Here is a 22,588-nt window from a genome sequence, read left to right on the forward strand (position 1 = left end):
CGGAGCGAACGCGCCGGAGCACTCCGCGTTATCAGGGCGAAAGGCGGCCCAGTTGGGACAGAACCTGTTTGGGGCGATTGGTGATGATTGCCTCCACGCCCAGCCGGGCGCAGAGCTCCACATCCTCCGGCTCGTTGACCGTCCAGACATGGACACGGTGGCCCGCGGCATGCAGCCGGGCGACGTAGGAGGGGTGGTTGCGTACGACCCGGATGCCCGGTCCCGCGATGCGGGAGCCGGCCGGGAGCCGTCCGTCGCGCAGCCGGGGGGACATGAACTGCATCAGATAGACGGTGGGGATGTTCGGCGCGGCCGCCGCGACCCTGTGCAGCGAGCGGGCCGAAAAGCTCATGATGCGCACGGGGGAGTCGTCGGGCGTCGCCGGTGCGTCCAGACCGAAGCGTTTCAGCAGCTGCAGCAGCCGCTCCTCCACCTGTCCCGCCCAGCGGGTGGGGTGCTTGGTCTCGATGGCCAGCTCGATACGGCGGCCCGCGTCGGCCACCAGTCCCAGCAGCTGTTCCAGGGTGAGTACGGAGGTGAACGAGGGGTCGCCCCAGTCCGGGCTCTCGGCCGCGTCCTTCCAGGAGCCGAAGTCCAGCGCGGCGAGATCGGCGAGCTCCAGGGCGGACACGGCGCCGCGGCCGTTGGAGGTGCGGTTGACGCGACGGTCGTGGACGCAGACCAGATGGCCGTCGGCGGTGAGCCGTACATCACATTCGAGCGCGTCCGCGCCGTCCTCGATCGCCTTGCGGTAGGCGGCGAGAGTGTGCTCGGGTGCGTCTTCGGAGGCGCCGCGGTGTGCGACGACCTGGATGCTGTGCTGCCGTGCTTGGGTCACGGCGTCATGGTGTCACCGTGACGGGGTAGGCGCGTGCACGGGGCGGACCGAGGCGGACGAATCGGGGCCGAAGCAGGACGGAAGCCGGACGTGAGGCGGACGGAAGACGGACGGAAGTCGGTCGCAAGCCCTTCGGGCGCCGCTCGGAGAGTCCATCGGCACCGTTCGGACGCTCCACGCGTGCGCCCGTTTCGTCGCAAGTAAAGGATTGCCGCGATACACACAGGTGCTGCTTACAGTGGACTGACGTGCTGTGGGAAAAGCTGGCCGCAGACAAGCGACGCGCAATCGACGTGGCGTGTGCATGGCGCGCGCCGTGCCATCCGGTGTGCAACCCGACGTGGACCCTGAGGAGAACTGAGCTGTGAGCACCGAGAACGAGGGCACCGCGGTTCCGGCCGCCCCGTCCGTACCTCCAGTGCCGGTCGCCGCTCCCGACGGAACGCCCGCGTCCGAGCATGCCGCCCGCACCACGCCTCCCGCCCCCGCAGAACCGGCGGCGACGGCCACGGCCGGGCATACCCCCCAGCCCGAGCCGGCCTCGTCGCCCGCACCGGCACCGGCAGCTGCGCCGACAGCGACGCAGCACGCCGGCGCCGAGTGGCCGCCGCCCCCGCCCGCACTCCCCTCCTATGGGGGCGGGGGCAACGGCGGTCCTGTCTGGGGATCGCCCGTTCCGGCGGCGCACGCCCCGCGGCGCAGGCGCTCCGGCGGTGTGGTCGCCGCCGTCCTCGCCGCGGCGCTGGTCGCGGGCGGCGTCGGCGGTGGCATCGGCTACTGGGCCGCCGAGCACAACGACGACGGGATCGACTCGACGACGGTCTCCGCGGTCCAGGCACCCCGGGACCTCAGGCGCGAGGCGGGCACGGTCGCCGCGGTGGCCAACCAGGCGCTGCCGAGCGTCGTCACCGTCGAGGCGAAGTCCGGTGGCGCGGGCGTCGAGGGCGAGAGCGAGGGCGGTACGGGCACCGGCTTCGTCTACGACAGGCAAGGCCACATCCTCACCAACAACCACGTGGTGGCTTCAGCCGCCGAAGGCGGCACGCTGTCGGCGACGTTCTCGGACGGCAAGAAGTACGACGCCGAGGTCATCGGCCGCGCCCAGGGCTACGACGTCGCCGTCCTCAAGCTGAAGAACGCCCCCTCCGGGCTGACCCCGCTGGCGCTCGGCAACTCGGACCGCGTCGCGGTGGGCGACTCGACCATCGCGATCGGCGCGCCCTTCGGTCTCTCGAACACGGTCACCACCGGCATCATCAGCGCGAAGAACCGCCCGGTCGCCTCCGGCGACGGCTCGAGCGGCAGGAACTCGTACATGAGCGCCCTGCAGACCGACGCGTCCATCAACCCGGGCAACTCCGGCGGCCCGCTGCTGGACTCGCGCGGCGCGGTGATCGGCATCAACTCGGCCATCCAGTCGGCGGGCAGCGGCGGCCTCGGCCAGTCCCAGGCCGGATCGATCGGCCTCGGCTTCGCCATCCCGATCAACCAGGCGAAGACGGTCGCCCAGCAGCTGATCAGGTCGGGCCAGCCGGTCTATCCCGTGATCGGTGCGACGGTCGACATGACGGGTGAGGAAGCGGGCGCCAAGATCGCCGGCCAGGGCGCGGGCGGCACCGCCGCCGTGAGCCCGAACGGCCCGGCGGCAAAGGCCGGGTTGAAGGCGGGCGACGTCATCACCAAGTTCGACGGCAAGACGGTCGACAGCGGCCCGACCCTGATCAGCGAAATCTGGACCCACAAGCCGGGCGACAAGGTGACGCTGACCTACGAGCGCGACGGCAAGGAGCGCACGGCCGAAGTGACCTTGGGCGAGCGCAAGGGCGACAGCTGACCTCCCGCGCACCGAACGGAACACGGCTGCGCCCCCCGGCCGGGGCCCGGTAGTCTGTAGCCCGCTCCGCCGCTGGTGGCCGGGGCGTGGGTGGGTTGCCCGAGCGGCCTAAGGGAACGGTCTTGAAAACCGTCGTGGCAGCGATGTCACCGTGGGTTCAAATCCCACACCCACCGCGCAGGTCATGAACGTTGCAGGTCAGAAGGGGTGTCCCGGCTTCGGGACACCCCTTCTGCACGCGGCCTGTCTCACCCTTTCCCGCCCGTATCCCAGAGCTGACCAGTGCGTATGGGCCATCTGTGGGCCAGGATCAGGGGGCGTTGCCCTCCTCCAGGGCACGAGAGATCAGGTCGTTGGAGTGCTGCTGACCGCCCTTAAGGATCTTCGCGTAGAAGCGGTACAGCACAGCGATGCTGTGGCCGGCGCGAGCGGCGACCTCCGCCGGGTCCACCCCCGACTTGATCCACAGGGACACGCCCGCGTGGCGGAGCGAGTACGGCACGGCCGCAAGGTCTGATTCGACCTCGCGCGGGGACAGCACCGCCTTCCGCGCTCTCTCCCAGATGTCGCAGTACTCGGTTGACGGGACGCGCCCGCCCCTGGCAGCCCGGAACAGCCGGCCGTCATCGGCCGTGCCGTATCGCCTGATGTGTTCCCGGAGCAGATGCACGAGGACGGGTGGGATAGGCACGGGACGCGTCGCACCGCGCTTTCGTCGCTTGAGTCCGCGCGTCTCGTACGACGTCCCGTCATCCGTCCACCCGCCACCTACCTCCGGACGACTCTCCCCCAGTAGCAGCTCTCCCCACTCGTTCACGGTCTCGGGGGAATTCGGGGGCAAGGCGCAGTCCGATTCCTTGAGCGCGACAATTTCACCGGGGCGCATGGCCGCGTAATAGAGGCACCCGAAGAACGCGTGCAGGTGCTCACCACGCGCCCCGGAGTCGCGGACAGCACCGAGCAGCGACCGCGCCAAGGCAGGGTCCGGTACGTACCGGAAATCGATCTCGTCATCGCTCTCGGGAGGCGTCCAGTCGACGCGTGGGAGGGGGTTGGCGGTGAGCAGCCCCTTTTCCTCCACCGTGTAGCGCAGCACGTTGCTCAACACCATGCGCTTACGCCTGGCCGTGTTCTCAGCAGCTTTGCCCCCGTCCAGACGGAGTGACAGGGCTTCCAGCGCTGGCCGTAGTAGCGCGGGATCTTCGAGATCCTTGACCTTGATGGAGTGCGCGGCGATCCACTCCAAGGCGGCGCGCACGTCCTCCGGTGGCTGCTCTACCGAATGGCGCTGCACCCAAGTGCCTTCCGGGGAGCGGACGGCGCGGAAAGCCCACTGGTACAGGGCGGCGCGCAGGACCGACGGGCCCGGCGCTCCCCTCTTGCTGGTGACGAGCGCGGGGGTCACAACGGCTAGAGACTCCGCGATGCTCGCGCGGTGCTTGGCGGCGGCACGCGGCCACTTCATGAGCACGTATCCCGTGACGTGCTCATACCAGGACGGGGAGGTGCGTGAGGCGAGTTCGCTCGCGGGGAGCCCCGTTTCCTCGTCGAACTGCTTGCGGTCGCGCAGCGCGGCCATCAATTCCGTCCGTCGGCCGTCAGCCTGCGGCTTGAGCTTGAAACTGCGCGAGTGCGGTCGCTCGCCCACTCGCCAACGCAGCTCCCACGGCTTGGGGCGTCCGGGGCGCTTGCGGATTGACCAGATATCGACGTCGTACGTCAGCATGTGTCTCCAAGCAAAACGAGGGGCCCGCGCTGAGCGCGGGCCCCGGTGAAGCGGTCATGTTTTACGCGGCGTGCTGCTCGCAGCGCTCCCACCACGCGTCAAGGTCACTGCGGCGGCAGCGGAGCTGTCCGTTCGGCAGCTTGATGAGTTTGGGAGCCTTGCCGCGGGCGCGCATCCGGTAGAAGGCGGCGCGGCTCATCTCGATCTCTTCGAGGACTTCGGGGAGCTTGAGCATCTTGGGGGCAGCCAATTCAAAGACTCCTTCTCAGGATTCGGCGGGCAGGAGTGGCGAACTCACCGGGATGAGGGAGTCCGCGTCTGTCCGAGGTGCGGATTTCTGCGTCACCCGCGTCATCTGCGTCATTCGCCGCTCTGACCTGCGGTTTCGGGGTGACGTAGAACGGTGAGGGTGCGTCACGGGTGACGTAGACCTTCGTCATCAGGTGACGCAGGTGACGCAGGATGACGCAGAATCGGGCCGTCTGCGTCACCGCTCTTTCGGCAGGTCACCGCCCGTTTACGGGTCGTGGGTGACGCAGGTGACGCAGCGCCTCTCTACTTCGGACAAGAGAGTGGCTGTGTCTGTTGTGGTGCGCGGCTCAGAGAGTGAAGAACGGGCCGCTTCGCGGCGCGACCATCGCAGGGCGGCGCCGCCGCCGAACAGCAAGAGGAGCACGCGCGGCCGGGTGCTCCTCTTGCTTGTGCGGGCAGTCGGGGTGCCGCGCGGTCAGAAGGCCGCTTCCTGCCCGTGCGGGGGCGGTGCGGCGCCAGGCCGCGCAATCTCGATGTAGCGGGACGTCTTGGTGCGTCCCCAGTCGATGAGCACGCCCCGGGCCGCGAGGGTGGGCTGAAGGCGCTTGAGGCGATCTGAGAGCACCTTGCCGGTGGTCGGCCACCCTTTAGGCAGGGGACGGAAGTCCTCGCCCGCGTAGAGGCCCGTGAGGCAGTGCAGCCACTCGGCCGACGTCATCCGCTGCTCGGTGCCCGGGTCGATGCCGGCAGCGTGCTTGAGCACGGTCTGCGCCAACAGGTCGCCCTCAATGACGTCATCGTTGAGGTCGTCCAGGCTGGCCCGGTAGGCGGCGAGCGCCCCCAGACCGGTGGCCGCGTCGAGTTGCGCGCACAGGTGAGCGAAGTCGGCCATGCGCAGGTCGGTCGGAATGTCCGCCTCAGCCGCTCGCACCTGCACTGTGAGGTCCAGGAGCGATCCGAGGATGACGGGCAACACCTCTGCGAAGTCGGACCACAGTTCCGCCTCGGTGCGCCGGACGCGGGGGCGTTCCAGCCGCAGCGGAAGGAGCCGTTCTGCGAGGTCGGGCCGGATCACGCCCACGTCGATGCCAGTCAGCAGCAGCGGGCGGCGGTAGCCGACGCGGAAGACATCCCCGTCCGTGAACAGGGCCCTTTTTACGTTCTCGGCCCCGGTGACGATGCAGCACATCGCATCGGACAGGTCCGGGGTCATGTGGGAGAGGTTGTCCAGAGCGGTGACCCACCCGGCGGCCACCGCCGCGATCAGGTTCTCCTCATCCTTCGGCGCCCGCCGCAGGTCCCCGCTCATGCCCTCGATGATCCGCACGAGCATCCGCCCGCCCGTCGACTTCCCCGCACCCTGGGGACCGGTGAGGAACGGGGCCGGGACGGGCACGGACGGACCCAGGCAGCCGATCAGCCACGCGATGGCCAGGCACTCGGTCTCGGCGTTGGCGAAGTTGCACAGCCGCATCAACAGGTCGATGCCCTTGCCGTTGGTGTCCTTGACCGGCAGCGGAAGTTCCCCCGTGAGCTGAGTACGCCGCCAGCAGGCCTCACGCGGGTCGGGGGTGCGGATCTCCCAGCCGGTGGGGTGGATACGCACGGACCGCCCGTCACTGCGGCCCAGGTCCAACCACGTCGCCCCGTCGAACCCGGGGGCGACGCGGATGTGCACGGGCTGAACGTCCTCGGTCAGCGCCAACGCTTCGATCAAGTCCAGCGCCTCTTTCATGGCGGTGCCGTTGAAAACGCCCACCCCGTCGCGAAAGAGGCCGACCATGAGTTCCTGCCGGTGGCTTCCGGTGGTGCCCTGGGAGCGGATCGGGCGGGCCACGGGGTGGCCGTTCTTCTGCGCGTACACGGTCCCGTCAGCGGTGCGGAAGTACCGGAAGTGTGATTGGGCGTAGTCGGTGATGACCTGGCGTGCGGGGTTCTTGTCGTCGTCGGACATGGTCACAGTCCCAACGTGGTGCGGGCGTTGGTCCACGCGTCGGTGCAGTGCCGCAGGGACTCCCCCTTGGTCTGCGCGGCGGTGAACAGCCGGGTGACGTGCGCCTCGGTGAGGCAGCCGCACCGGCCGTGCGTGGACAGCACCGCGAGAAACGTTCGGTACACGGTCGCGTGGATCGCGCTGTGGGCGGCGGTGATGCGCTGTTCGGCCATAGCGATGCCGCGTTCCAGGTAGGCGGGCGTGCGGTGCGGGCACTCCCCGGACCCTGCGGGCAGGGTGCCGACATGCGGCGCCGGCCGGACGGGGGAAGGCTTCTTCACCGCGAGGGCGCGCACGGCGTCTGGCAGGTCGACCATGGGGCCGATGCCGGGCCCGAGGTAGCGGGCGTAGGACATGGACGACTTGATGTCGACACCGGGCCGGACCGCGTTGTGTGAGCTCGTGGCGCCTCGGTAAATCCAGTGCTCACCGCGCGTCGTCGCCACCGTGCGCGTGGCCGGCAGAGCGGTACGGGCCCACGCGATGGCGTCCGCGTCGTCCAGGTCCACCACCGTCAGCCCAGCGGCCCCGGGGTGGTAAGCGACGCAGACGGCACGCCGCCACGCCGCCGCCCACGGGGCTGAGACGATGACCGCCGGGTCCGTGGTGGCGGCGGCCCACGCGTGGCAGACGCCAGGGCACCGGCAGGACCCCGGGGTTTTCATGTTCGGCCGGCCCCCACAGGCATTGCCCGCGCAGGTAGGGCAGTTGCCGAACGGGACCTTGCCCCGCCGGAGGGGCAGGACCGGCACATCGGAAGCGGCCAGTGCTAGCGCAGTCGGCAAGGGTTCGGGCAGCGCGCTCATGCCGCCGTGCCCTCGCCGGATCAGGGTCGGTTGCGTCATGCTGGGAGACCTCCACAGGTCAAGTGGTTGGCAGGTGGACAAGGGCGGCCCCGGTGTTCTTGGCGGAATTGGGGGCCGCCCTTGGCGTAGCTAGAAGTCGGTGCCGGTCATGTGGGCGATGAGGCCGGGGCAGTAGCTGTCGGGGCAGTCGCAGCCGCTGCACTCGTTGCAGATGTCGCCGGCGCACTCGTCACACAGGAAGTGGCCGGGGCATCCGTAGTCGCCGCACTCGTCGCAGTACTGCTCGTCGTCGAACACGCAGTGATCTCCTCTGGTCAGCCGTGGAAGTGGTTGCGCTTGATCACGGCCTTACGGATGTTGACCGTGGTCCCGCCGTGGTGGCCGCTCGCGCTGAACACCTGGACAGCGATCCATCCGCCGAAGATCACGGCGGCGAGGATGATGAGCTGGCCGATGAACGCGGTCAGGGCCGCGATGAACGAGGTGAGCAGCAGCAGCCCGCCGCACACCGCCAGGAACCCGACGCCCCCGAGGGCGACGTTTACCGCCGTGCGGGACACGGCCGGCTTGGCGGCGACCGGTTCCGGCTGAGCCGGTGCCACGGCGTAACCGGTGACGACACGGCCGTCCGGCAGGACGACGCTCGCCACGGCCGGGATGTGGCCCGGCTGGACGGGGACGACCGGCGCCGCGTGTATGGCGGGGGTGATCGGGGTGGGGTGGTGGACCACGAGGGGCGCGGTGTGGGGGGTGGTGGGTTCGTTCACGGCCGGGTCTCCTTCAGTTGCCGAGGGCGGACAGGGCGTCGGCGGATGCCTGCACGAGGTTGTGGATGGGCTCGTAGGCGCCGGTGCCGGCGGCGAAGAACCCGAACAGGAACAGCACGAGCGCGGCGCCGCCGCCGGCGGACTTGGTCTTGACCGCGAAGACGGAGGCGGCGCCAAACAGCAGCACGGCGGAGATGTCGAGAATCATCGGGACCCTCCCGGGATGTCGGTGCCGGCGCGGTAAATGCGCGCCCAGCGGTTGTAGAGCCAGCGGCCGGTACGGATGCGCTTTCCGGTGGCGTGGCAGCGGCGGCAGTCCTTGCCGCGCTTCATGCGTCCCTTGCGGTCCGTCTTGAGCGCGTGGCCCATGCCACGGCAGCGACGGCAGTCACCGAACGGCGACGCCGCACACACACCGGCGTAACCGAGGGTGACAATTAGCAGGCAGGCGATAGCGAGCAGGGCGGGGGTCACGTGGGGCCCTTCCTGGCGGTTTTTGGGGTTTGCGCAGGTGGGCCGCTATCCGCTAGCGGCCTGATCAGAGGCGGTTTGGGGTGCTAGCGGGGCCGCTAACGTTAGCGGGGGGTGCCGCTATCGTTAGCGGCCCCGGAGCGTCAGCCCGCGTCCCGCTTTCCGTCACGCTCCGCAATTGCGGCGGTGATGTGGGAGCGGTCGACACCGCGCCGGTTGACGACCTTGCCGTTCACCCGGCGCCCGACCTGGATGGTGGACACGCCGTGCGGCTTGAGGGCGGCGGCGAGCGCGTCGGGGTCCCATCGGTCGTAGACCTCGGGGCGCAGGTCCGCGAGCCGGGTCACGATGGTTTCCGACCACGCCTTGGCCTCTTTGGCGGGGACTACGGCGAGGATGTCCGCGAGCAGGTCGTAGGCGGCGGTGGTCGGCTCGGGTGCCTCTCCGAGGGCGTGGCCGGCGAGCAGTCCGGCCTTCTCGCGGACGCGGCGGGCGCGGGCGGCGATGGTTTCGGCGCCGCCGGCGTCGACGTAGACGGAGCGGACGATACGGGCGTCGGAGCCTTCACCCACGAAGTAGTGGATGCCCTTGTCTCCCCAGGCGAACATGGTCGCCCGTACCCCGCGCTTGTAGGCGGAGGTGCCCAGCACCATGTCGTTCTCCAACTGGCCCATCACCTTCAGGCACCACCGCGCGGAGGCGTTCGCGCTGATGCCGGTGGGCAGCGACTTGGCGTCCGGGCGCTGCGTCGCCAGCAACACCACGATGCCGGTGGCGGGACCCCGCTTGACCAGGTCGGTGATGATCTCCTCGAACTCCTTGCCGTGCTCGGGGTGCTCGAAGAGGACCTGACACTCATCCACCCCGACCACGATCGGGTGTAGCCCCAACGACCGCTTGTCCGCGAGCGCGGACGTCACCTTGGACTCGGGGCAGATGTCCCGGGGCAGGGAGCGGATCACCTTCGTGCGGCGGCGCAGTTCCTCGCGCAGGGCCCGGAAGTCGTCCAGCGCGTACTGCACGGGTTCGTCGTCGTCGCCGGCGGCGTGCCGGTAGCCGACCGCGTTGCCCACCGGGTCAAGGTCGCCGGTGCCCTTCATGTCGTAGCTGTGCAGCTCAGCACGCGGATCGAGAGCCGCGATCAGCAGCAGCAGACGCAGAAGGAACGTCTTACCCATGCGCGGGATCGCGCCGATGACGCCGGCGATGTACATGAGCGTGACTTCGGTCCACCGGCCGCGCTGGTCGGTGCCGTAAGCGACCGGCTTGAACAGATCCACCTGCCCGGACTTCAGCAGCGGCCACGCCGGCTGAGACGCACGGGACATGTCCTGATCCCCGACCCACAACACCAGGTGCCCGGTGTGCTCATCCGGCACCGCCTCGGGCCACACGCACCCGAGCGGGCGGCGCAGACCGGAAGCGAGCCGCTCGCGACGCTCGATGATGTCCGTCACGGTCACGCCGTAGGGCAGGTTGCCCTCTGCGCGCCAGCCGGGCCCGTCGCGGGTGATGGGGGCGGTGAACTCGAACCCGTCCCGTCCCTTGCCCTGTGCCTGATTGATCGCGGGAATGCCGAGCGCTCCCAGGGCCCGCAGCACGATGTCACTGGTCAGCTTGGTGGCCTTGGGCAGTTCCACGGCCCGGTGCACGACCGGGGCGTCGGCCTTGCGGCCGGCGGCTCCCAGGGCGAGGACGACCGCGCCCACGGACACGGCTTGCAGCCAGTCGGGGGCCAGCACGTACAGGGCGAGCGCCAGACCGAGACCGGTGAACATCGCGAGCGCGGCGACCAGGGTCCGCAGCCGGACCCGTCCGTCACGCTGCCGCGACAGCTTCAGGTACTCGGCAGCGTCCTCACGCCGCACGGCGGCGAGCCGGACCGGTTCGCCCTCACGGTCGGCCACCCACCGCATCGTGCCCCCGACCACCTTCGCAGCGCCGGCCGGTGCCTGGAAGGCGAGGCGGGCGGCGTAGATCGGGGCACGCAGCGCGTGGTAGCCGGCGGCGTGGGCGTAGTGGCGGGCCACCCACGCGGACGCGGTGCGCAGCTCAGCCACGGACTTCAGCCAGACCGGCACGACCGCGCGGCGGCGGGCGCCGGCGAGCCGACCGAGGTAGCCGGGACCGGTAGCCGCGGGGGCGGGCTGGTCGACCATGACCGGCGTGTCCGGGTCGGTCGGCTCAGGCTCCGGGGCGGGTGTGGTGGGGGCCGGTTCGCGGGCGGCGCGGGCCTTGTCCAGGTCGACCACGTCGGCGCCGTGGTCGGCGGCCATTTCGGCTTCCAGGCGGTTGAACAGCTCGTGGTCGTCGTCGGGATGCTTCACTGAGACGTCCTTCTCTCGCAGAGGGAAGGCGCGGCCCGGTCCGTCGCTGTAGGAGGTGAGCGGACGGGCCCCGCCGGGACTTCAGGCGGCGTACTGCTCGGGGTAGGCGCACGGCACGCACGTGCCGAGCGTCGGGGGGATGACGTAGCCGGCGTCACGACCGCAGTCGGGACAGGTGCGGCGGGCGGCGTTGGCCTTGGCGAGCGCCTCCCACCGGGCCGGCGTCATCGGCCTGACCGGCTTGGCCAAGTCGACGCGGTAGAGGTAGGCGACCAGCGGGCCCCGGCGGCGGCGCGGCCGTTCGAGCTGCGCGGCCACGTCCTGGCCACCGGGCCGCAGCCCGCGCGCCCGGAGTTGGCGGCGGGTGGCGTAGCCGTCCGGGGCCAGGCGCCACCGATAGACCGGCAGCGCGGACATCAGGCGACGCGCTTCCACGCGGCCCGCAACCGGACCTCGGAGGCGGAGTGCCCGGCGGCCCGGAAGCGGGCGGCCATGTCGCGGTACGACAAGGGCGGCGTCTGGCTGTGCCGGATGTCGTGAACGAGCGTGTCCAGCGCGTCATCCGACAGCGCGGGCGCCCCCGTCTCCAGCGCCGGAACCTGCACGGTCGGGCCCCACACGGGCAGTTCCCAGCGGGGTGTGACGCCGGGTGTGACGTGGGTCGTCACGCTGGTCAGCGCCCTGCCGGTCTCCTCGCCCTTGCGGGCGGTCTCCAGCGTCGACCACGCCCCCGCGAGGGTCTGCGCGGTCTGTGCCTGGACACGTGCGACGCGTGCCCCGGCTTCCGTCACGGCCGTCAGCCGCGTCTCCTCCGTGGCCGCTTCCGCCCGCAGCCGGGCACGGGCCACGGCCGCTTCGTCGCGCGCCTCCTGCTGAATGCCCCGAATGGCGTCCAGCGCGAGCGGGGTGAGGGCGGTGCGCTCCCACAGGCTGTGCACGAGCCACAGGGCCTTGGCCGCGATGGGCAGCCACGCCACGGCCAGCCACGCGCCGGCGGAGTGCTCAGCGGTCAGCGCGTGGGCGACCAGGACGCCGGCAGCGAGCAGGCCGAAGGACCAGCCCACCGCCGTCACGGCGCGGTTGTGGTCGCCCTGCGCAGCGAGGCGGCGTTCGTAGGCGAGGGTGGCCAGCCATCCGCCGTCGATCCCGAGACCGACGACCAGAGCGACCGGCCACGGCACCGCCGACCCCAGCCACATCATCACCACCGCGAGGGTCAGCACCATCGACACGGCCGTCATCGCGATAGCCGGAAGAACCGTCTTCGCCTTCACTCGGTGGCCCCTTCCAGCTCGCGCACGTCCACGGTCGCGATCAGGACGACCGGGGTGCTGTCGTCGAAAGGCTTCTGGCTGTCCTCGATCCACGCCCACTCGGCACCGGGCGCCACCTCGTAGCCGAGGTAGGCCAGGGCGTCCCGGCGGTCCGCCCCGGTGGGCACCGGACCGGACTCGAACCGGACGGTGGGCCACTCGCTCTCGCCGTACAGGACGACGTACAGGCGCCACTGTCCGCCGTCACCCGACATCTGCGCGGTCAGCTTGCTCACGCGGCACCCCCGGGCAGGCTCGTACCGGCCGCGCGGTTGACCAGCACCACGCGGGCGGCGAGCGCCCGGCGCCGGGCCCGGCGGATACGCCGCTCGTCCAGCTCGGACGGGGCGCGGTCAAGGGTGACGATGTGCGCGTCCAACAGGTCGACGTCCGCCAGGATGACGGGCATCTCCTGCTCGATCGCGTCCAGCTCCGCATTCGTCGGTTCCATCCACGGAGCGAACGCGGTAACAGCGTCCTGAAGTGTGACGATGTGGTTCATGGGTCGTAGTTCCTTCCAGAGAGGAACGGCCCGAACGCGGCTCCCGGGATGCACCCCGGGAGCCGCTCGCCGTTGGAGTCGGTTCCGGCTCCCCGCGCTCCCGTCCGTACGTCCTCACGCATGGCGCGGAACGGACGGGCGGGAGAGGCAGCCGGCGCAGCGTGACGTGCTGCGAGCCGTGGTGGACCGTGCTTGCTATCCAGGCGCCGCCGACCGGTCCGTAACGGTGGCGCTCAGGGTTTTCGTCGGTACATCAGGAGTCCTTTCGGCGAGGTCAACAGGGGTGAAGCACTGCAAGGGGGATCGCGTCCCCACTCTCCGGCCGTTGCTCGCGGTCGCCGGGCCACCTCGCCAGTACGGGCCGTAGCCCTGTTCCACCTGGCCTTTAGCGGGATTGCAGCGTCCCCGCCCTGTGCATTCGTGCAGGTCAAATGACCTCTAACAATGCGACCTAGGTCGCTTGCCGATGAATGGAAAGCTACCTAGGTCGCTTCGGGTCGTCAAGTGGTCTCGCGCCCCGATCGCGAGCGACCTAGGTCAAGTACGCTTTCGGGGTGGACTCACAGCCGAAGAGGAAGCCCAACGCCCGCGAGATCGCAGGCAGAATCAGAGACGAGATCGCCGCAGGGACGTTCGGTCCTGGGGACCGCCTGCCCGGCGCGCGGGCCTACGCCAAGAAGCTCGGCGTGGCTCTGATGACGGTGCAGAACGCTTACGCCCAGCTCCAGGAAGAAGGGCTGGTTGAGGGCGTCTCCGGAAGCGGCACCTACGTCCGCGATCCCGCCCCGGGTGAGCAGAGCCCCCGTGAGGCAGCGCAGCGCCTGACCGAGCTGCAAGCTGAGGTCGCGCGCGTCTCGACCGAGCTTGCCGGCCTCGTCGAGCGCGTCAAGCAGCTTGAGGCGGTCGTAGGCCCCACCAAGGGTGAGCCCGGCGCCTAGCGTCTCTCGAGGTGCGTTCGTCGTCATGCTCTAAGCGTGTCCCGGTGAGCGCGCGGTGAGTACGTACTCCCGCTGCCCCCGCACCGAACTAATCCGAACTTTCGTTGCTGGGTGGGGTGTTGGCGCAGCCTGCGGGGCTGCGAGACTGGCTGCATGGCCGAACTCAACGGAAAACCTGCCACCCTTGACGACCTGCAGAGCCTTGCCCTCACGAACTACGGGCACTTCACGTCAATGCGGCTGGAGGACGGCACCGTCCGGGGCCTGTCGCTCCATCTGGACCGATTGGTGCGCGACTGCCGCATCGTCTTCGGCGTCGAGTTGGACCGAGAGCGGACGCTGAACTACATCCGGAAGGCAGCCGACGGCGTCACTGGGGTCGCCGGCCTCCGCGTCACCGTCTTCGATCCCGGGATCGACATGGGGCGCCCTAGCGACGCCAAGGACCCGCACATCTTGGTCAACCTGCGACCTGGTGGTGCCATGCCGCCGCCGCCCCTTACGGCCAAGACCTTCACCTTCACCCGCGACAACGCGCAGGTGAAGCACATCGGCCTGCACCCGCAGCTCCGGCTTCGCCGTGCCGCTCAGCTCGCCGGATTCGATGACGCCGTGTTTGTCGAGCCGGACGGTCGGATCTCCGAGGGCGGCACGTGGAACCTCGGTTTCGTCGACCAGGACGGCACGGTCATCTGGCCGGAAGCCCCTGTGCTCCCGGGCACCACGATGATGCTGCTGCGAAGCCTCGATACCCCGAAGCAGATTACGGCTCCAGTGCGGCTCGCCGACGTCCCGAAGATGGCAGCCGCATTCGCGACGAACGTAACGATCGGCGTGCGTTCAGTCAGTGCGCTCGATGACGTGCAGTTCCCGCATGACCACCCCGTGCTCGCAGCGCTGCGTGACGCCTACGTCGGCATTCCCGGCGAGCGTCTCTAGACGCGTGCCGCCGCCCCTATCAGGGGCGGCGACTCACGACAGAGGTAGCCCATGCCACTCGTTACGAAATGGACCGGACGCGAAGTCAAGGCGCTGCGTGAAGCCGTACGCATGAGCCTTATGGAGTTCGCCGAGAAGCTCGGGGTGTCCGATCGCATCGTCTCCCGCTGGGAGGCAGACGGCGAACGGGCCACACTTCGCATGGTGAACCAAGCGGCCTTAGACACCTTGCTTGCCAAGGCAGATAAGGATGCCCAAGGTCGCTTCGTCGGAATCTTGTCGGTGGATGACGTCCCTGCCCACGCCATCATCGAGCCTGACACCGACTACACGAGCAGCGGCGACTACGTGAAGCATCCCGGAGACGGGAAGCTCATGGCCTACGTCCCAGAGGGAATCTTCCTGTCTGGGGAGGATGACGACCCGGTGTGGGTGGACGAATTCTACATAGACACGTTCCCGACCACCAATGCTGACTACGCGCGATTCTGTGCGGCCACTCGGCACCCTGTGCCTGAGCACTGGGAGAACGGCCGATGTCCCCGGGATCTGTACGACCACCCTGTCGTGCATGTGACTTGGCAGGATGCGCAGGCGTACGCGGCATGGGCGGGGAAGTCGCTACCGACGGCCGAGCAGTGGGAGAAGGCAGCGCGCGGTACCTCCGGGCGCACTTTCCCGTGGGGGGATCAGAAGACTGCCGCGAAGTGCAATGTCCGGGAGACCGGCGTGGAGCGCACGACGTCGGTCTCCCGATACCACAGCGGGGTCTCGCCCTACGGGGTTTACGACATGGTGGGCAACGTGTGGGAGTGGCTAGGAACGCCGACAACGCCCGGTCGCTACGAACTCCGTGGAAGCGCCTTCACGAGCCCTCTGTTCCGGGGAGTGCCGGCCATCCCTAACGATGCCAACGACACGATGCACGACGATGACACCGGGTTCCGATGCGTGGCGACGCCGGAGAACACGGAGCCCCAGAAGCGGTGACAAGTAGCGAGGGCGTTTCTCGCGGCCCATGGGCCAGTGTCGGCGGTCTCTGAACCGGTTGACAGCGCAGCGACAGCCCGACCCTGACAGGCCACCTTTGGGTGTACCCCCTGATGCGGCACGTGCCGCATCAGGGGGCTCTCACTAATGGGGCAATTCGGTTAGCGAGCTTCGCTACTGATAGGCAGCATTGTCGTATGTCGTCTGACTCGGATGGTCAAGAAGGCGGACCTGATGCAGCGCCGCGAGGCTCGACCCGGCGCGACCGGCCCCGGCGCCACTGGTCCAGAACGGGAAAGCTTGTCGCCGTCAGTGTGGGTTTCTTGCTGAGTACAACGCTGGGAGCAATAATTGGGTCAGCCGTGGAATTTTTTGGCCCCCCTGCGATTCAGAAAGTATTTGAGTCTGAACCTGTACGGTTTTCTGCGGCAACCGACTCATGGAGAGAGGGATGGGTAGTCGCTCTCTCGCGACCTGCGGATATGAAGAACGCGCCACAGGTTGGCTCTGACTGCTCCGATGTGTACGACTGGGCCAAGCGGCAGGGTGGGGCTGACGCAGGTGAATCAGAACTGTTGCTTACAGCTCAAGGGCAGCGACGTCGTGACATAACGATAACCAACATGCGCGCTAAGATCATTCGCCGCTACCCGATTCCCACGAGTGCGGAGGTAGTTTGTCCCTCAGCAGGTGGTGGCGTGGTGATTGGCGTTGGCTTGAATCTGGACTCACCGAGCCCAGTCGCGAAGAATATCGATGAGTCAGGAAATTTTAAGGAAGCCTACTTCAGTAGTAAGTATGTCACCCTCGCTGAGCATGAGATCACCACTTTTAAGGTTGTGGCCACGGCGAAGAAATATGCCTACGATTGGGTACTTGAGGTCGAGATTCTGGAGGATGGAAAGAGGGGTGTGGTTACGGTGCGGGATGGTGATAAACCCTTCCGCACCGCTCCGTATTCGGCAAAGTATTATCAGCGCTATGAGTGGGCGATTTTTTCATCTCCTCCCAGTCTCATCACCTCGCACGGTTAAGGCGCCGTTTTCCTTTGATGCTGGAGAGCCGTTGAGCCATCCGTGGCAGATTTGGTTGAGCGGCTGATACCGACGAGTAGGGGGCGCTGTTCCGGCGGGTTGGGCCGTCCACGGAGGTCAAACGGCCGCGGGAAGGCAGGCGGCATCAGCTACACCCCGCGCTGCCCTGTTTATCGGCCCGGCAGATGAAGAAGTAGCGCGCCCTGAAATAGGCGCTGTACGCGAATGGCCCATGCGTGTGGGTGAACCGTGCTCCTCTCTGAGTAGAAAATGGGCATTGATGACTTCGACATATGCCGAGAGGGGAAGTGCATGCCCAGCAACCGGCCGCCGAGAAGGACCCCGCGTAGCCACTCGCAAGAACAAAGCTGGTGGCGTCGACACTGGAAGGTTATTTGGGGCGCTATCTTGGCGGTCTCCGTTGCGGTGGCGGGACCGCTGATCTATGACGCGATTAAGGGTGGGACCAAGGCGATCGTTGCGGGTGGGCGGCCTCCGTTCACGTGGACTACTCAAGTGGACTCGCTGGAAGATTCCCCTTGTCGATCATATGTCGTCAAATCCAAGCGGGTGCCAGTTCCCTCGGCGGATGAAGACTGGAAAGAGTGGGGAAGGCGGCAGCGAGGAGCTGCTGCTCACATGACGACCATCCGACTAACTCTGCAGGGGCGCTCCACAAGTAGCGTGGTACTGCATGATCTCCGAGTGGGAGTGGAATCGAAAAGACGTCCCGAAGGTGCCCTATATCTACCCGCCGGGGGATGCGGGGGGCTGGCTTCCCGATCCTTTGACGTGAACCTGGATGACCCCGAACTCGCCGTGGTAGCCAAGGGTGGCGACGATGGGCCTGCTGTGGATTTCCCATATCAGATCTCATCAGGAGACCCGGAAGTGTTCCTGGTTAACGTCCATACCGAGAAGTGCGATTGCAGATTTCATCTGGATCTAGACTGGACTAGCGGGGAACATAAAGGAACCCTTCGAATCCGTGACGGAAAGCATCCTTTTCACGTCATCGGGGCGCAGCGTCTGCCGACGTTTCAGCTGTATCCCCTAGAAGGGAAGTGGCAGCCAGTGGAGTCGCCGTAAGGAGTGGAGCTACGGTTACACCGTGGCCGTGTTGAGTCTGGAGAGGCACGCCAGCCTGCGTGCTGCCGCCGTTGCATGCCGCAATGTGGCCGGTGCTGCTGGCGGCAATCCCGCGGAGGGACGCCGCTGTCCGACGCGGAGGCGGGCCCATGGGCCACGTGTGGGCCAAGGTAGCGTACACAGCACGAGTTTGGGACGTCTGAGCAGGTCAGAGACAGGGTGGGCACCAAGAGCACGACGCTCTTGAAAACCGTCGTGGCAGCGATGTCACCGTGGGTTCAAATCCCACACCCACCGCGTATGGCGCATAAGGCCAGGTGAGAAGGGGTGTCCGGAGCTTCCGGGCACCCCTTCTTGCATTCGCTGTCTCACGATTTCTCGCCTGTGCCCCGCTGTGGACCAGGCGTTGTCCCCCATCCCACGTGTCCCCCACGAAGTGGACGTGGGCTCTCTGCGCGCCGGCCTCATCGCCACCCAGATCGTCGGCATGGTCATGAACCGCTGCATCTGGCAGGTCGGCGACATCGCCACCCTCCCCGCCGACACCGTCACCGACCTCCTTGCCCCCACCATCCAGCACTACCTCGCCGAGACCCTGCCCACGAAGCTCGGCGACGGCTGAAGGCTGAGCTGACCGGGCGCGTCCGGTGAACGGCCAGGACGATAACCCCTGCTCATAGTCGGCTTGGGCAGGTCAGGCAGCCTCAGTGGCCTGCACCGGCCCGAGCATCCCTGCCCGGTCCCACGCCAGGGCCGTGACCAGCGGACTCATGCCCCTATGCCTCGCGCTGGTGGTGTCGCCCGCCGTGGTTCGGGCCGGGGCGGGTCTGTGAGCGGAAGGTGCGGCGGTAGGTGTCCGGCGGCACGCCTACCGTCCGAGCGAAGTGTCGGCGCAGGGTGGTGGCGGTGCCCATGCCGGTGGCCGCCGCGATGGTGTCGATGGTGCCGTCGGTGGTCTCCAGCAACTCCTGTGCGTGGCGGATGCGTTGGGTGAGCAGCCACTGCAGCGGGGTGGTGCCGGTCACCGACCTGAAGTGGCGGCCCAGGTTGCGCGAGCTCATCCGTGCCTGGCGGGCCAGGTCCTCCACGGTGAGCGGCTCGTCCAGCCGTTGGATCACCCAGGGGAGGAGTTCGGCGAGCGGATGGTTGCCGGGGGCGGGGACGGGGGTGGTCACGAACTGGGCCTGGCCGCCGTCGCGGTGCGGCGGCACGACCAGGCGGCGGGCGAGCCTGTTGGCGATCGACGAGCCGTGGTCGAGGCGGACGAGGTGCAGGCACAGGTCCATGGCGGCGGCTTTGCCGGCGGAGGTGAGCACACTGCCGTTGTCCACGTAGAGGACGTCCGGGTCCACCGTCACCCGGGGGTGGCGCTTGGCCAGCTCCTGGGTGTGTGCCCAGTGCGTGGTGGCACGCTTGCCGTCCAGCAGGCCGGCGGCGGCCAGCACGAAGGCGCCCGTGCACAGGGAGGCCACGCGTGCGCCCGCCTCGTGGGCCGCGCGCACCGCGTCGATCAGTTCGGCCGGCGGCTCCTGGTCGACGTCGGCCCAGCCCGGGACGATCACGGTGTCGGCGCGGGGAAGTTGGTCGAGTCCGTGCTCGGGCTCCAGCCCGAAGCGGTCGACCCGTACGGCGCTCGGTCCGCAGACCGAGAGGCGGTACCAGGGGTCTGCCACGCTGGTCGGTTTGGCACCGAAGACCTCGCATGCCAGGGACAGCTCGAAATGCAGCATCCCCTCCGTGACGGCCAGCGCGACAGTAGTCATGTCCGGAATTGTATGAGCCCTGTCGTTCCGGACACTCGTGTGGGGGTGCCGGTCCTCGTCAGGATGTCCGTGACAGATCGCAACAGACCATTCGAGTACGGGGGAGAACCCATGGGACCGGGACTCACGGTGGCGGTGTTCGGCGCGTACGGGCACACCGGGCGGTTCGTCGTGGCAGAGCTGAGGGAGCGTGGGTTTCTCCCGGTGCTGTCCGGCCGCGACGCCGACAAGCTGAAGGCGCTGGCACACGAAACCGGGCTGGACGCCCGCCCGGCGTCGGTCGACGACCCGGCCTCGCTCGACCGCGCACTGGCCGGCGTGGCGGCCGTGATCAACTGCGCCGGGCCCTTCGCCTCGACGACTGCCCCGGTGATCGAGGCGGCGCTGCGGGCAGGGATCCCGTATCTGGACGTTGCGGCCGAGATCGAGGCCAACCTCGACACCTTCGCGCACTTCGCCGACAGGGCGCAGGAGGCGGGAGCGGTGATCGTCCCGGCGATGGCCTTCTTCGGTGGTCTGGGCGACCTGCTGGCCACCGCGGCGATGGGTGACTGGACCACGGCCGACGAGGCGCACATCGCGTACGGGCTGAGCAACTGGCACCCCACCGCCGGGACGCGTCTGTCGGGCGCGGTGTCCCGGGAGCGGCGCGGCGATCGGCGCATCCGTTACACCAACGGACAGTGGGAGCACCGCACCGACGCCCCGCCCACCCTGGAGTGGCGCTTCCCCGACCCGATGGGCCCCCGGTCTGTCATCGGGGAGTTCACGATGGCCGACGTCGTGACCGTGCCCAGCCACCTGTCCATCCCCGACGTGCGCACCTACATGACGGTCCAGGCCGCCCGGGACATCGTGGCTCCGGACACGCCGACTCCGGCCGCGACCGACGAGCGTGGACGGTCCGCTCAGACCTTCCTCGTCGACGTCGTCGTACGCTCGGGCGACGCCGAACGACGCGCCATGGCCCACGGTCAGGACATCTACGCCGTCACCGCACCACTCGTCGTGGAAGCCGTCTACCGCATCCTCACCGGACGCACCCATGCGGTCGGCGTGGCCTCCGCAGGAGCGATCTTCGACGCGCCCGACTTCCTCCGAGCGCTGTCCCCGCACATCACCCTGGAACTGCACCTGTAACGGACCGGCCATCCGTACCTCCCACGGGGGCCTGCTCAAGTCGCGGGCTTGACCATGCAGTTGGCCGGTCACGCACCGGGTGCAGGTGCGGGGGAACCTGCACCATGGGGATGCGTCGGGGTCTTCATACCGGGCACGCTGAACATAAAGGCGCATACGTTTGCCGTGTGCGCGGAGACCTCCAGTCGTGGCGGGGTTGCGCCGTTCAGGTGCGCGTGGCAGCGATGTCACCGCATGACGTGGTGAAAGCGCCGCCCCTGCTTCGGTGGGCCGAGCGGGCGGCGCCTCGTGGTTATCCGTGGCGGCCCGCGTGGAGGCGGGCGGCCGATGCGATCGTCGCGCGGGCTTCGTGTTCGGTGAGGCCCGCCTGGACCGCGGCCCGGGTGAGGGCTTCGGCGAGTGCTTCGCCGAAGCCGTTCTCGTACGCACGGCAAGCCGCCCAGAACAGGCGGGTGTTGCGCTGACCTTCCTGCGCGGCGAGCACGAACTGGACCAGGCCCTCGCCCTGGTTCGGCGCGGGGCGGGGTGGTGCTGTGCGGTGGTGCGGTCGTACGGGCGGTGCGATCAGGCGCAGGAGGGGGCGTGGGCAGGGCGCGGGGCCGAGGTCGGCCGTGCCCGGGGCCAGACGGTACGCGCCGTGTGCGGTGACCGAGCCCGGGCCGACGAGGTAGCCGCCGGCGCCGCGGATGTCGATGCCGGGAGCGAGGCGGCTCGCCGAGTTCGGTACGACCACGTCGGAGGGGCCGGTCAGCCAGAGGTGGCGGCCGCCGCTGGGCGTGAGGACGGTGACCGTTGCCGGAATCGTGAACAGATGCTGCAGTGCAAGGTGTTGGAGCGCCGCCAGGGAGTCGGTCTGCGACTTGGTGTCCAGGTCGATTCCGATCAGGTGGTGCGGGGGCCGCCCGCATGCGATGCCGTACCCGGTGGCCCATGGCGCGGCCGCGAACAGGGCGCGGACGCCGGCGGGGTCGGTGGTGGCGTCATGGACGCCATGACCCGTAAGGCCGCATTCGCCCCGGCACAGGACCGGCTCGGGGCTGTCCCGGTGGGGGGAGCGCAGGGCGGGGAGCTTCGTCGCGGAGAGAGGGATGACGGGGAGCCCGCGCTCGGCGGCCGAGAGAGCGTGGGCGAGGGCCAGGGTGGCGGTCTGCCGGTCGATGATGGCCATGACCTTATTTTCGTACAGACGTTCGAAGAAGGGAAGGGGGGATCGGTGTCGGGTGGTGGAGATGCCTGGAAATGTGCCGTAACGCTTCGCCCCTTGCGGTGACTGGCCACGACCGCTCCATGGCGGCGCCGGCCGGGAGGGTGTGGGCAAGAAGGGGGTTTATCGACTTGTCCTCACGCTTGCGAGGGAATCGGGGATCCCGAGGTGGTTCGGGGGGATTCCGTGGGCAATTCTGATCTCGCGACGTCGAGACCAAGACCCCGGGCGGTCGGCCAACTGCCTTGGAAAAAGCCGTACGTGAGCAGTACCGGTTCATGGAGGAAAGTCATGGCAAGCATCCGCCCCGCCCGAGTTCTCGCCGCAGTTGCCGCCCTGCCCCTCACGGCCGCTCTCTTCGGCGGAGTCGCCCAGGCCGACAACATCGGTGGCATCGGGGACGACGGATCGAACGTGTCGGTGGCCACGATCGTCGGCAGCGGCGTCGGCCGCGACAACTACGGCAATTCGACGACCACCCAGCAGGTGGCGACCGGCGCCGGAGCGAGCAATCAGAACAACACGGCGAACGTGAACGGATTCGGCTACACGGTGATCGACCAGGACAACGTAGCCGTGAATTTCTCACCACTATGGTGACCGCCGGCCCGAGGGGGTGAGGTAGGGGGACGGGGAACAGGCGCCTGCGCGGCGGCACTTCG

24 protein-coding genes and 1 tRNA gene are annotated in these 22,588 nt (G+C 68.5%); 9 read left to right on the forward strand and 16 right to left on the reverse strand.

What is annotated here, in order from left to right; all coding sequences use genetic code 11:
* Positions 1-31: 31 nt before the first annotated feature.
* Positions 32-838 carry a glycerophosphodiester phosphodiesterase gene (locus OHS70_RS18670; protein ID WP_328398934.1) on the reverse strand — a complete coding sequence of 269 codons (807 nt, stop codon included), beginning with the start codon at positions 836-838 and terminating at the stop codon, positions 32-34.
* Positions 839-1,202: 364 nt separating this feature from the next.
* Here OHS70_RS18670 and OHS70_RS18675 point away from each other — a divergent pair, with 364 nt between their 5' ends.
* Both OHS70_RS18675 and OHS70_RS18680 read left to right on the forward strand, forming a co-directional pair.
* A complete protein-coding gene (locus tag OHS70_RS18675; RefSeq protein WP_328398935.1) occupies positions 1,203-2,672 on the forward strand; it encodes a S1C family serine protease in 1,470 nt (489 codons plus the stop codon).
* Between the two features lie 89 nt (positions 2,673-2,761).
* Positions 2,762-2,848: transfer RNA gene (locus tag OHS70_RS18680), tRNA-Ser, on the forward strand.
* Positions 2,849-2,982: 134 nt separating this feature from the next.
* Here OHS70_RS18680 and OHS70_RS18685 read toward each other — a convergent pair.
* From OHS70_RS18685 to OHS70_RS18745, 13 genes are all read right to left on the reverse strand, one after another.
* Positions 2,983-4,398 carry a tyrosine-type recombinase/integrase gene (locus tag OHS70_RS18685; protein WP_328398936.1) on the reverse strand — a complete coding sequence of 472 codons (1,416 nt, stop codon included), beginning with the start codon at positions 4,396-4,398 and terminating at the stop codon, positions 2,983-2,985.
* A 61-nt stretch (positions 4,399-4,459) separates the two neighbouring features.
* Positions 4,460-4,648: a helix-turn-helix transcriptional regulator gene (locus tag OHS70_RS18690; RefSeq protein ID WP_328398937.1), complete on the reverse strand. Its 189-nt coding sequence runs from the start codon at positions 4,646-4,648 to the stop codon at positions 4,460-4,462.
* A 477-nt stretch (positions 4,649-5,125) separates the two neighbouring features.
* Positions 5,126-6,604: an ATP-binding protein gene (locus OHS70_RS18695; RefSeq protein ID WP_328405742.1), complete on the reverse strand. Its 1,479-nt coding sequence runs from the start codon at positions 6,602-6,604 to the stop codon at positions 5,126-5,128.
* Between the two features lie 2 nt (positions 6,605-6,606).
* The gene (locus tag OHS70_RS18700; RefSeq protein ID WP_443062621.1) at positions 6,607-7,488 is read right to left on the reverse strand and encodes a bifunctional DNA primase/polymerase; all 882 of its coding nucleotides are present in this window, start codon (positions 7,486-7,488) and stop codon (positions 6,607-6,609) included.
* 90 nt (positions 7,489-7,578) lie between these two features.
* Positions 7,579-7,746: a hypothetical protein gene (locus tag OHS70_RS18705; protein ID WP_328398938.1), complete on the reverse strand. Its 168-nt coding sequence runs from the start codon at positions 7,744-7,746 to the stop codon at positions 7,579-7,581.
* Positions 7,747-7,763: 17 nt separating this feature from the next.
* On the reverse strand, positions 7,764-8,216 hold the full coding sequence (locus OHS70_RS18710; protein ID WP_328398939.1) for a hypothetical protein: 453 nt from the start codon (positions 8,214-8,216) through the stop codon (positions 7,764-7,766).
* A gap of 13 nt (positions 8,217-8,229) precedes the next feature.
* Positions 8,230-8,424, reverse strand: a complete 195-nt coding sequence (locus OHS70_RS18715; RefSeq protein ID WP_328398940.1) for a hypothetical protein — start codon at positions 8,422-8,424, stop codon at positions 8,230-8,232.
* Positions 8,421-8,690 (reverse strand): hypothetical protein, encoded by a 270-nt coding sequence (locus OHS70_RS18720; protein ID WP_328398941.1) that lies wholly within the window; start codon positions 8,688-8,690, stop codon positions 8,421-8,423. Before OHS70_RS18720 ends, OHS70_RS18715 begins: the two co-directional genes overlap by 4 nt.
* Positions 8,691-8,830: 140 nt before the next feature.
* Positions 8,831-11,014, reverse strand: coding sequence for a cell division protein FtsK (locus tag OHS70_RS18725; RefSeq protein ID WP_328398942.1), 2,184 nt, complete (start codon positions 11,012-11,014; stop codon positions 8,831-8,833).
* An 81-nt stretch (positions 11,015-11,095) separates the two neighbouring features.
* Complete coding sequence (locus tag OHS70_RS18730) at positions 11,096-11,431, reverse strand: RRQRL motif-containing zinc-binding protein (protein WP_328398943.1); 336 nt, start codon at positions 11,429-11,431, stop codon at positions 11,096-11,098.
* Complete coding sequence (locus tag OHS70_RS18735; RefSeq protein ID WP_328398944.1) at positions 11,431-12,288, reverse strand: protein spdB; 858 nt, start codon at positions 12,286-12,288, stop codon at positions 11,431-11,433. The genes OHS70_RS18730 and OHS70_RS18735 overlap by 1 nt, the downstream gene beginning before the upstream one ends.
* The gene (locus OHS70_RS18740) at positions 12,285-12,563 is read right to left on the reverse strand and encodes a DUF6303 family protein (protein ID WP_328398945.1); all 279 of its coding nucleotides are present in this window, start codon (positions 12,561-12,563) and stop codon (positions 12,285-12,287) included. Before OHS70_RS18740 ends, OHS70_RS18735 begins: the two co-directional genes overlap by 4 nt.
* Positions 12,560-12,829, reverse strand: coding sequence for a DUF6284 family protein (locus OHS70_RS18745; protein WP_328398946.1), 270 nt, complete (start codon positions 12,827-12,829; stop codon positions 12,560-12,562). The genes OHS70_RS18740 and OHS70_RS18745 overlap by 4 nt, the downstream gene beginning before the upstream one ends.
* Before the next feature lie 554 nt (positions 12,830-13,383).
* Between OHS70_RS18745 and OHS70_RS18750 the strand changes: the two genes are divergently transcribed.
* The 5 genes from OHS70_RS18750 to OHS70_RS18770 all read left to right on the forward strand — a co-directional run bounded on the left by OHS70_RS18750 (position 13,384) and on the right by OHS70_RS18770 (position 18,441).
* Positions 13,384-13,767, forward strand: a complete 384-nt coding sequence (locus tag OHS70_RS18750) for a GntR family transcriptional regulator (protein WP_328398947.1) — start codon at positions 13,384-13,386, stop codon at positions 13,765-13,767.
* Between the two features lie 153 nt (positions 13,768-13,920).
* The gene (locus tag OHS70_RS18755) at positions 13,921-14,706 is read left to right on the forward strand and encodes an aminotransferase class IV family protein (RefSeq protein WP_328398948.1); all 786 of its coding nucleotides are present in this window, start codon (positions 13,921-13,923) and stop codon (positions 14,704-14,706) included.
* 51 nt (positions 14,707-14,757) lie between these two features.
* Entirely contained in the window at positions 14,758-15,696 is a 939-nt protein-coding gene (locus tag OHS70_RS18760) for an SUMF1/EgtB/PvdO family nonheme iron enzyme (protein WP_328398949.1), read from the forward strand.
* A gap of 482 nt (positions 15,697-16,178) precedes the next feature.
* Positions 16,179-16,730 carry a hypothetical protein gene (locus tag OHS70_RS18765; protein ID WP_328398950.1) on the forward strand — a complete coding sequence of 184 codons (552 nt, stop codon included), beginning with the start codon at positions 16,179-16,181 and terminating at the stop codon, positions 16,728-16,730.
* 1,531 nt (positions 16,731-18,261) lie between these two features.
* Positions 18,262-18,441: a TetR/AcrR family transcriptional regulator gene (locus tag OHS70_RS18770; protein WP_328398951.1), complete on the forward strand. Its 180-nt coding sequence runs from the start codon at positions 18,262-18,264 to the stop codon at positions 18,439-18,441.
* A 154-nt stretch (positions 18,442-18,595) separates the two neighbouring features.
* On the opposite strand, the gene OHS70_RS18775 is transcribed toward OHS70_RS18770, so the two are convergent.
* Complete coding sequence (locus tag OHS70_RS18775) at positions 18,596-19,582, reverse strand: helix-turn-helix domain-containing protein (RefSeq protein ID WP_328398952.1); 987 nt, start codon at positions 19,580-19,582, stop codon at positions 18,596-18,598.
* 111 nt (positions 19,583-19,693) lie between these two features.
* On the opposite strand from OHS70_RS18775, the gene OHS70_RS18780 reads away from it, so the two are divergent.
* Positions 19,694-20,722 (forward strand): saccharopine dehydrogenase family protein, encoded by a 1,029-nt coding sequence (locus OHS70_RS18780; RefSeq protein WP_328398953.1) that lies wholly within the window; start codon positions 19,694-19,696, stop codon positions 20,720-20,722.
* 292 nt (positions 20,723-21,014) lie between these two features.
* Here the strand turns inward: OHS70_RS18780 and OHS70_RS18785 are convergent, their stop codons facing one another.
* Positions 21,015-21,890 carry a bifunctional DNA primase/polymerase gene (locus tag OHS70_RS18785; RefSeq protein ID WP_328398954.1) on the reverse strand — a complete coding sequence of 292 codons (876 nt, stop codon included), beginning with the start codon at positions 21,888-21,890 and terminating at the stop codon, positions 21,015-21,017.
* Positions 21,891-22,217: 327 nt separating this feature from the next.
* Between OHS70_RS18785 and OHS70_RS18790 the strand changes: the two genes are divergently transcribed.
* Positions 22,218-22,526: a hypothetical protein gene (locus tag OHS70_RS18790; protein ID WP_328398955.1), complete on the forward strand. Its 309-nt coding sequence runs from the start codon at positions 22,218-22,220 to the stop codon at positions 22,524-22,526.
* Positions 22,527-22,588: the final 62 nt, after the last annotated feature.

This window comes from Streptomyces sp. NBC_00390 (assembly GCF_036057275.1).
Classification (GTDB): Bacteria; Actinomycetota; Actinomycetes; order Streptomycetales; family Streptomycetaceae; genus Streptomyces.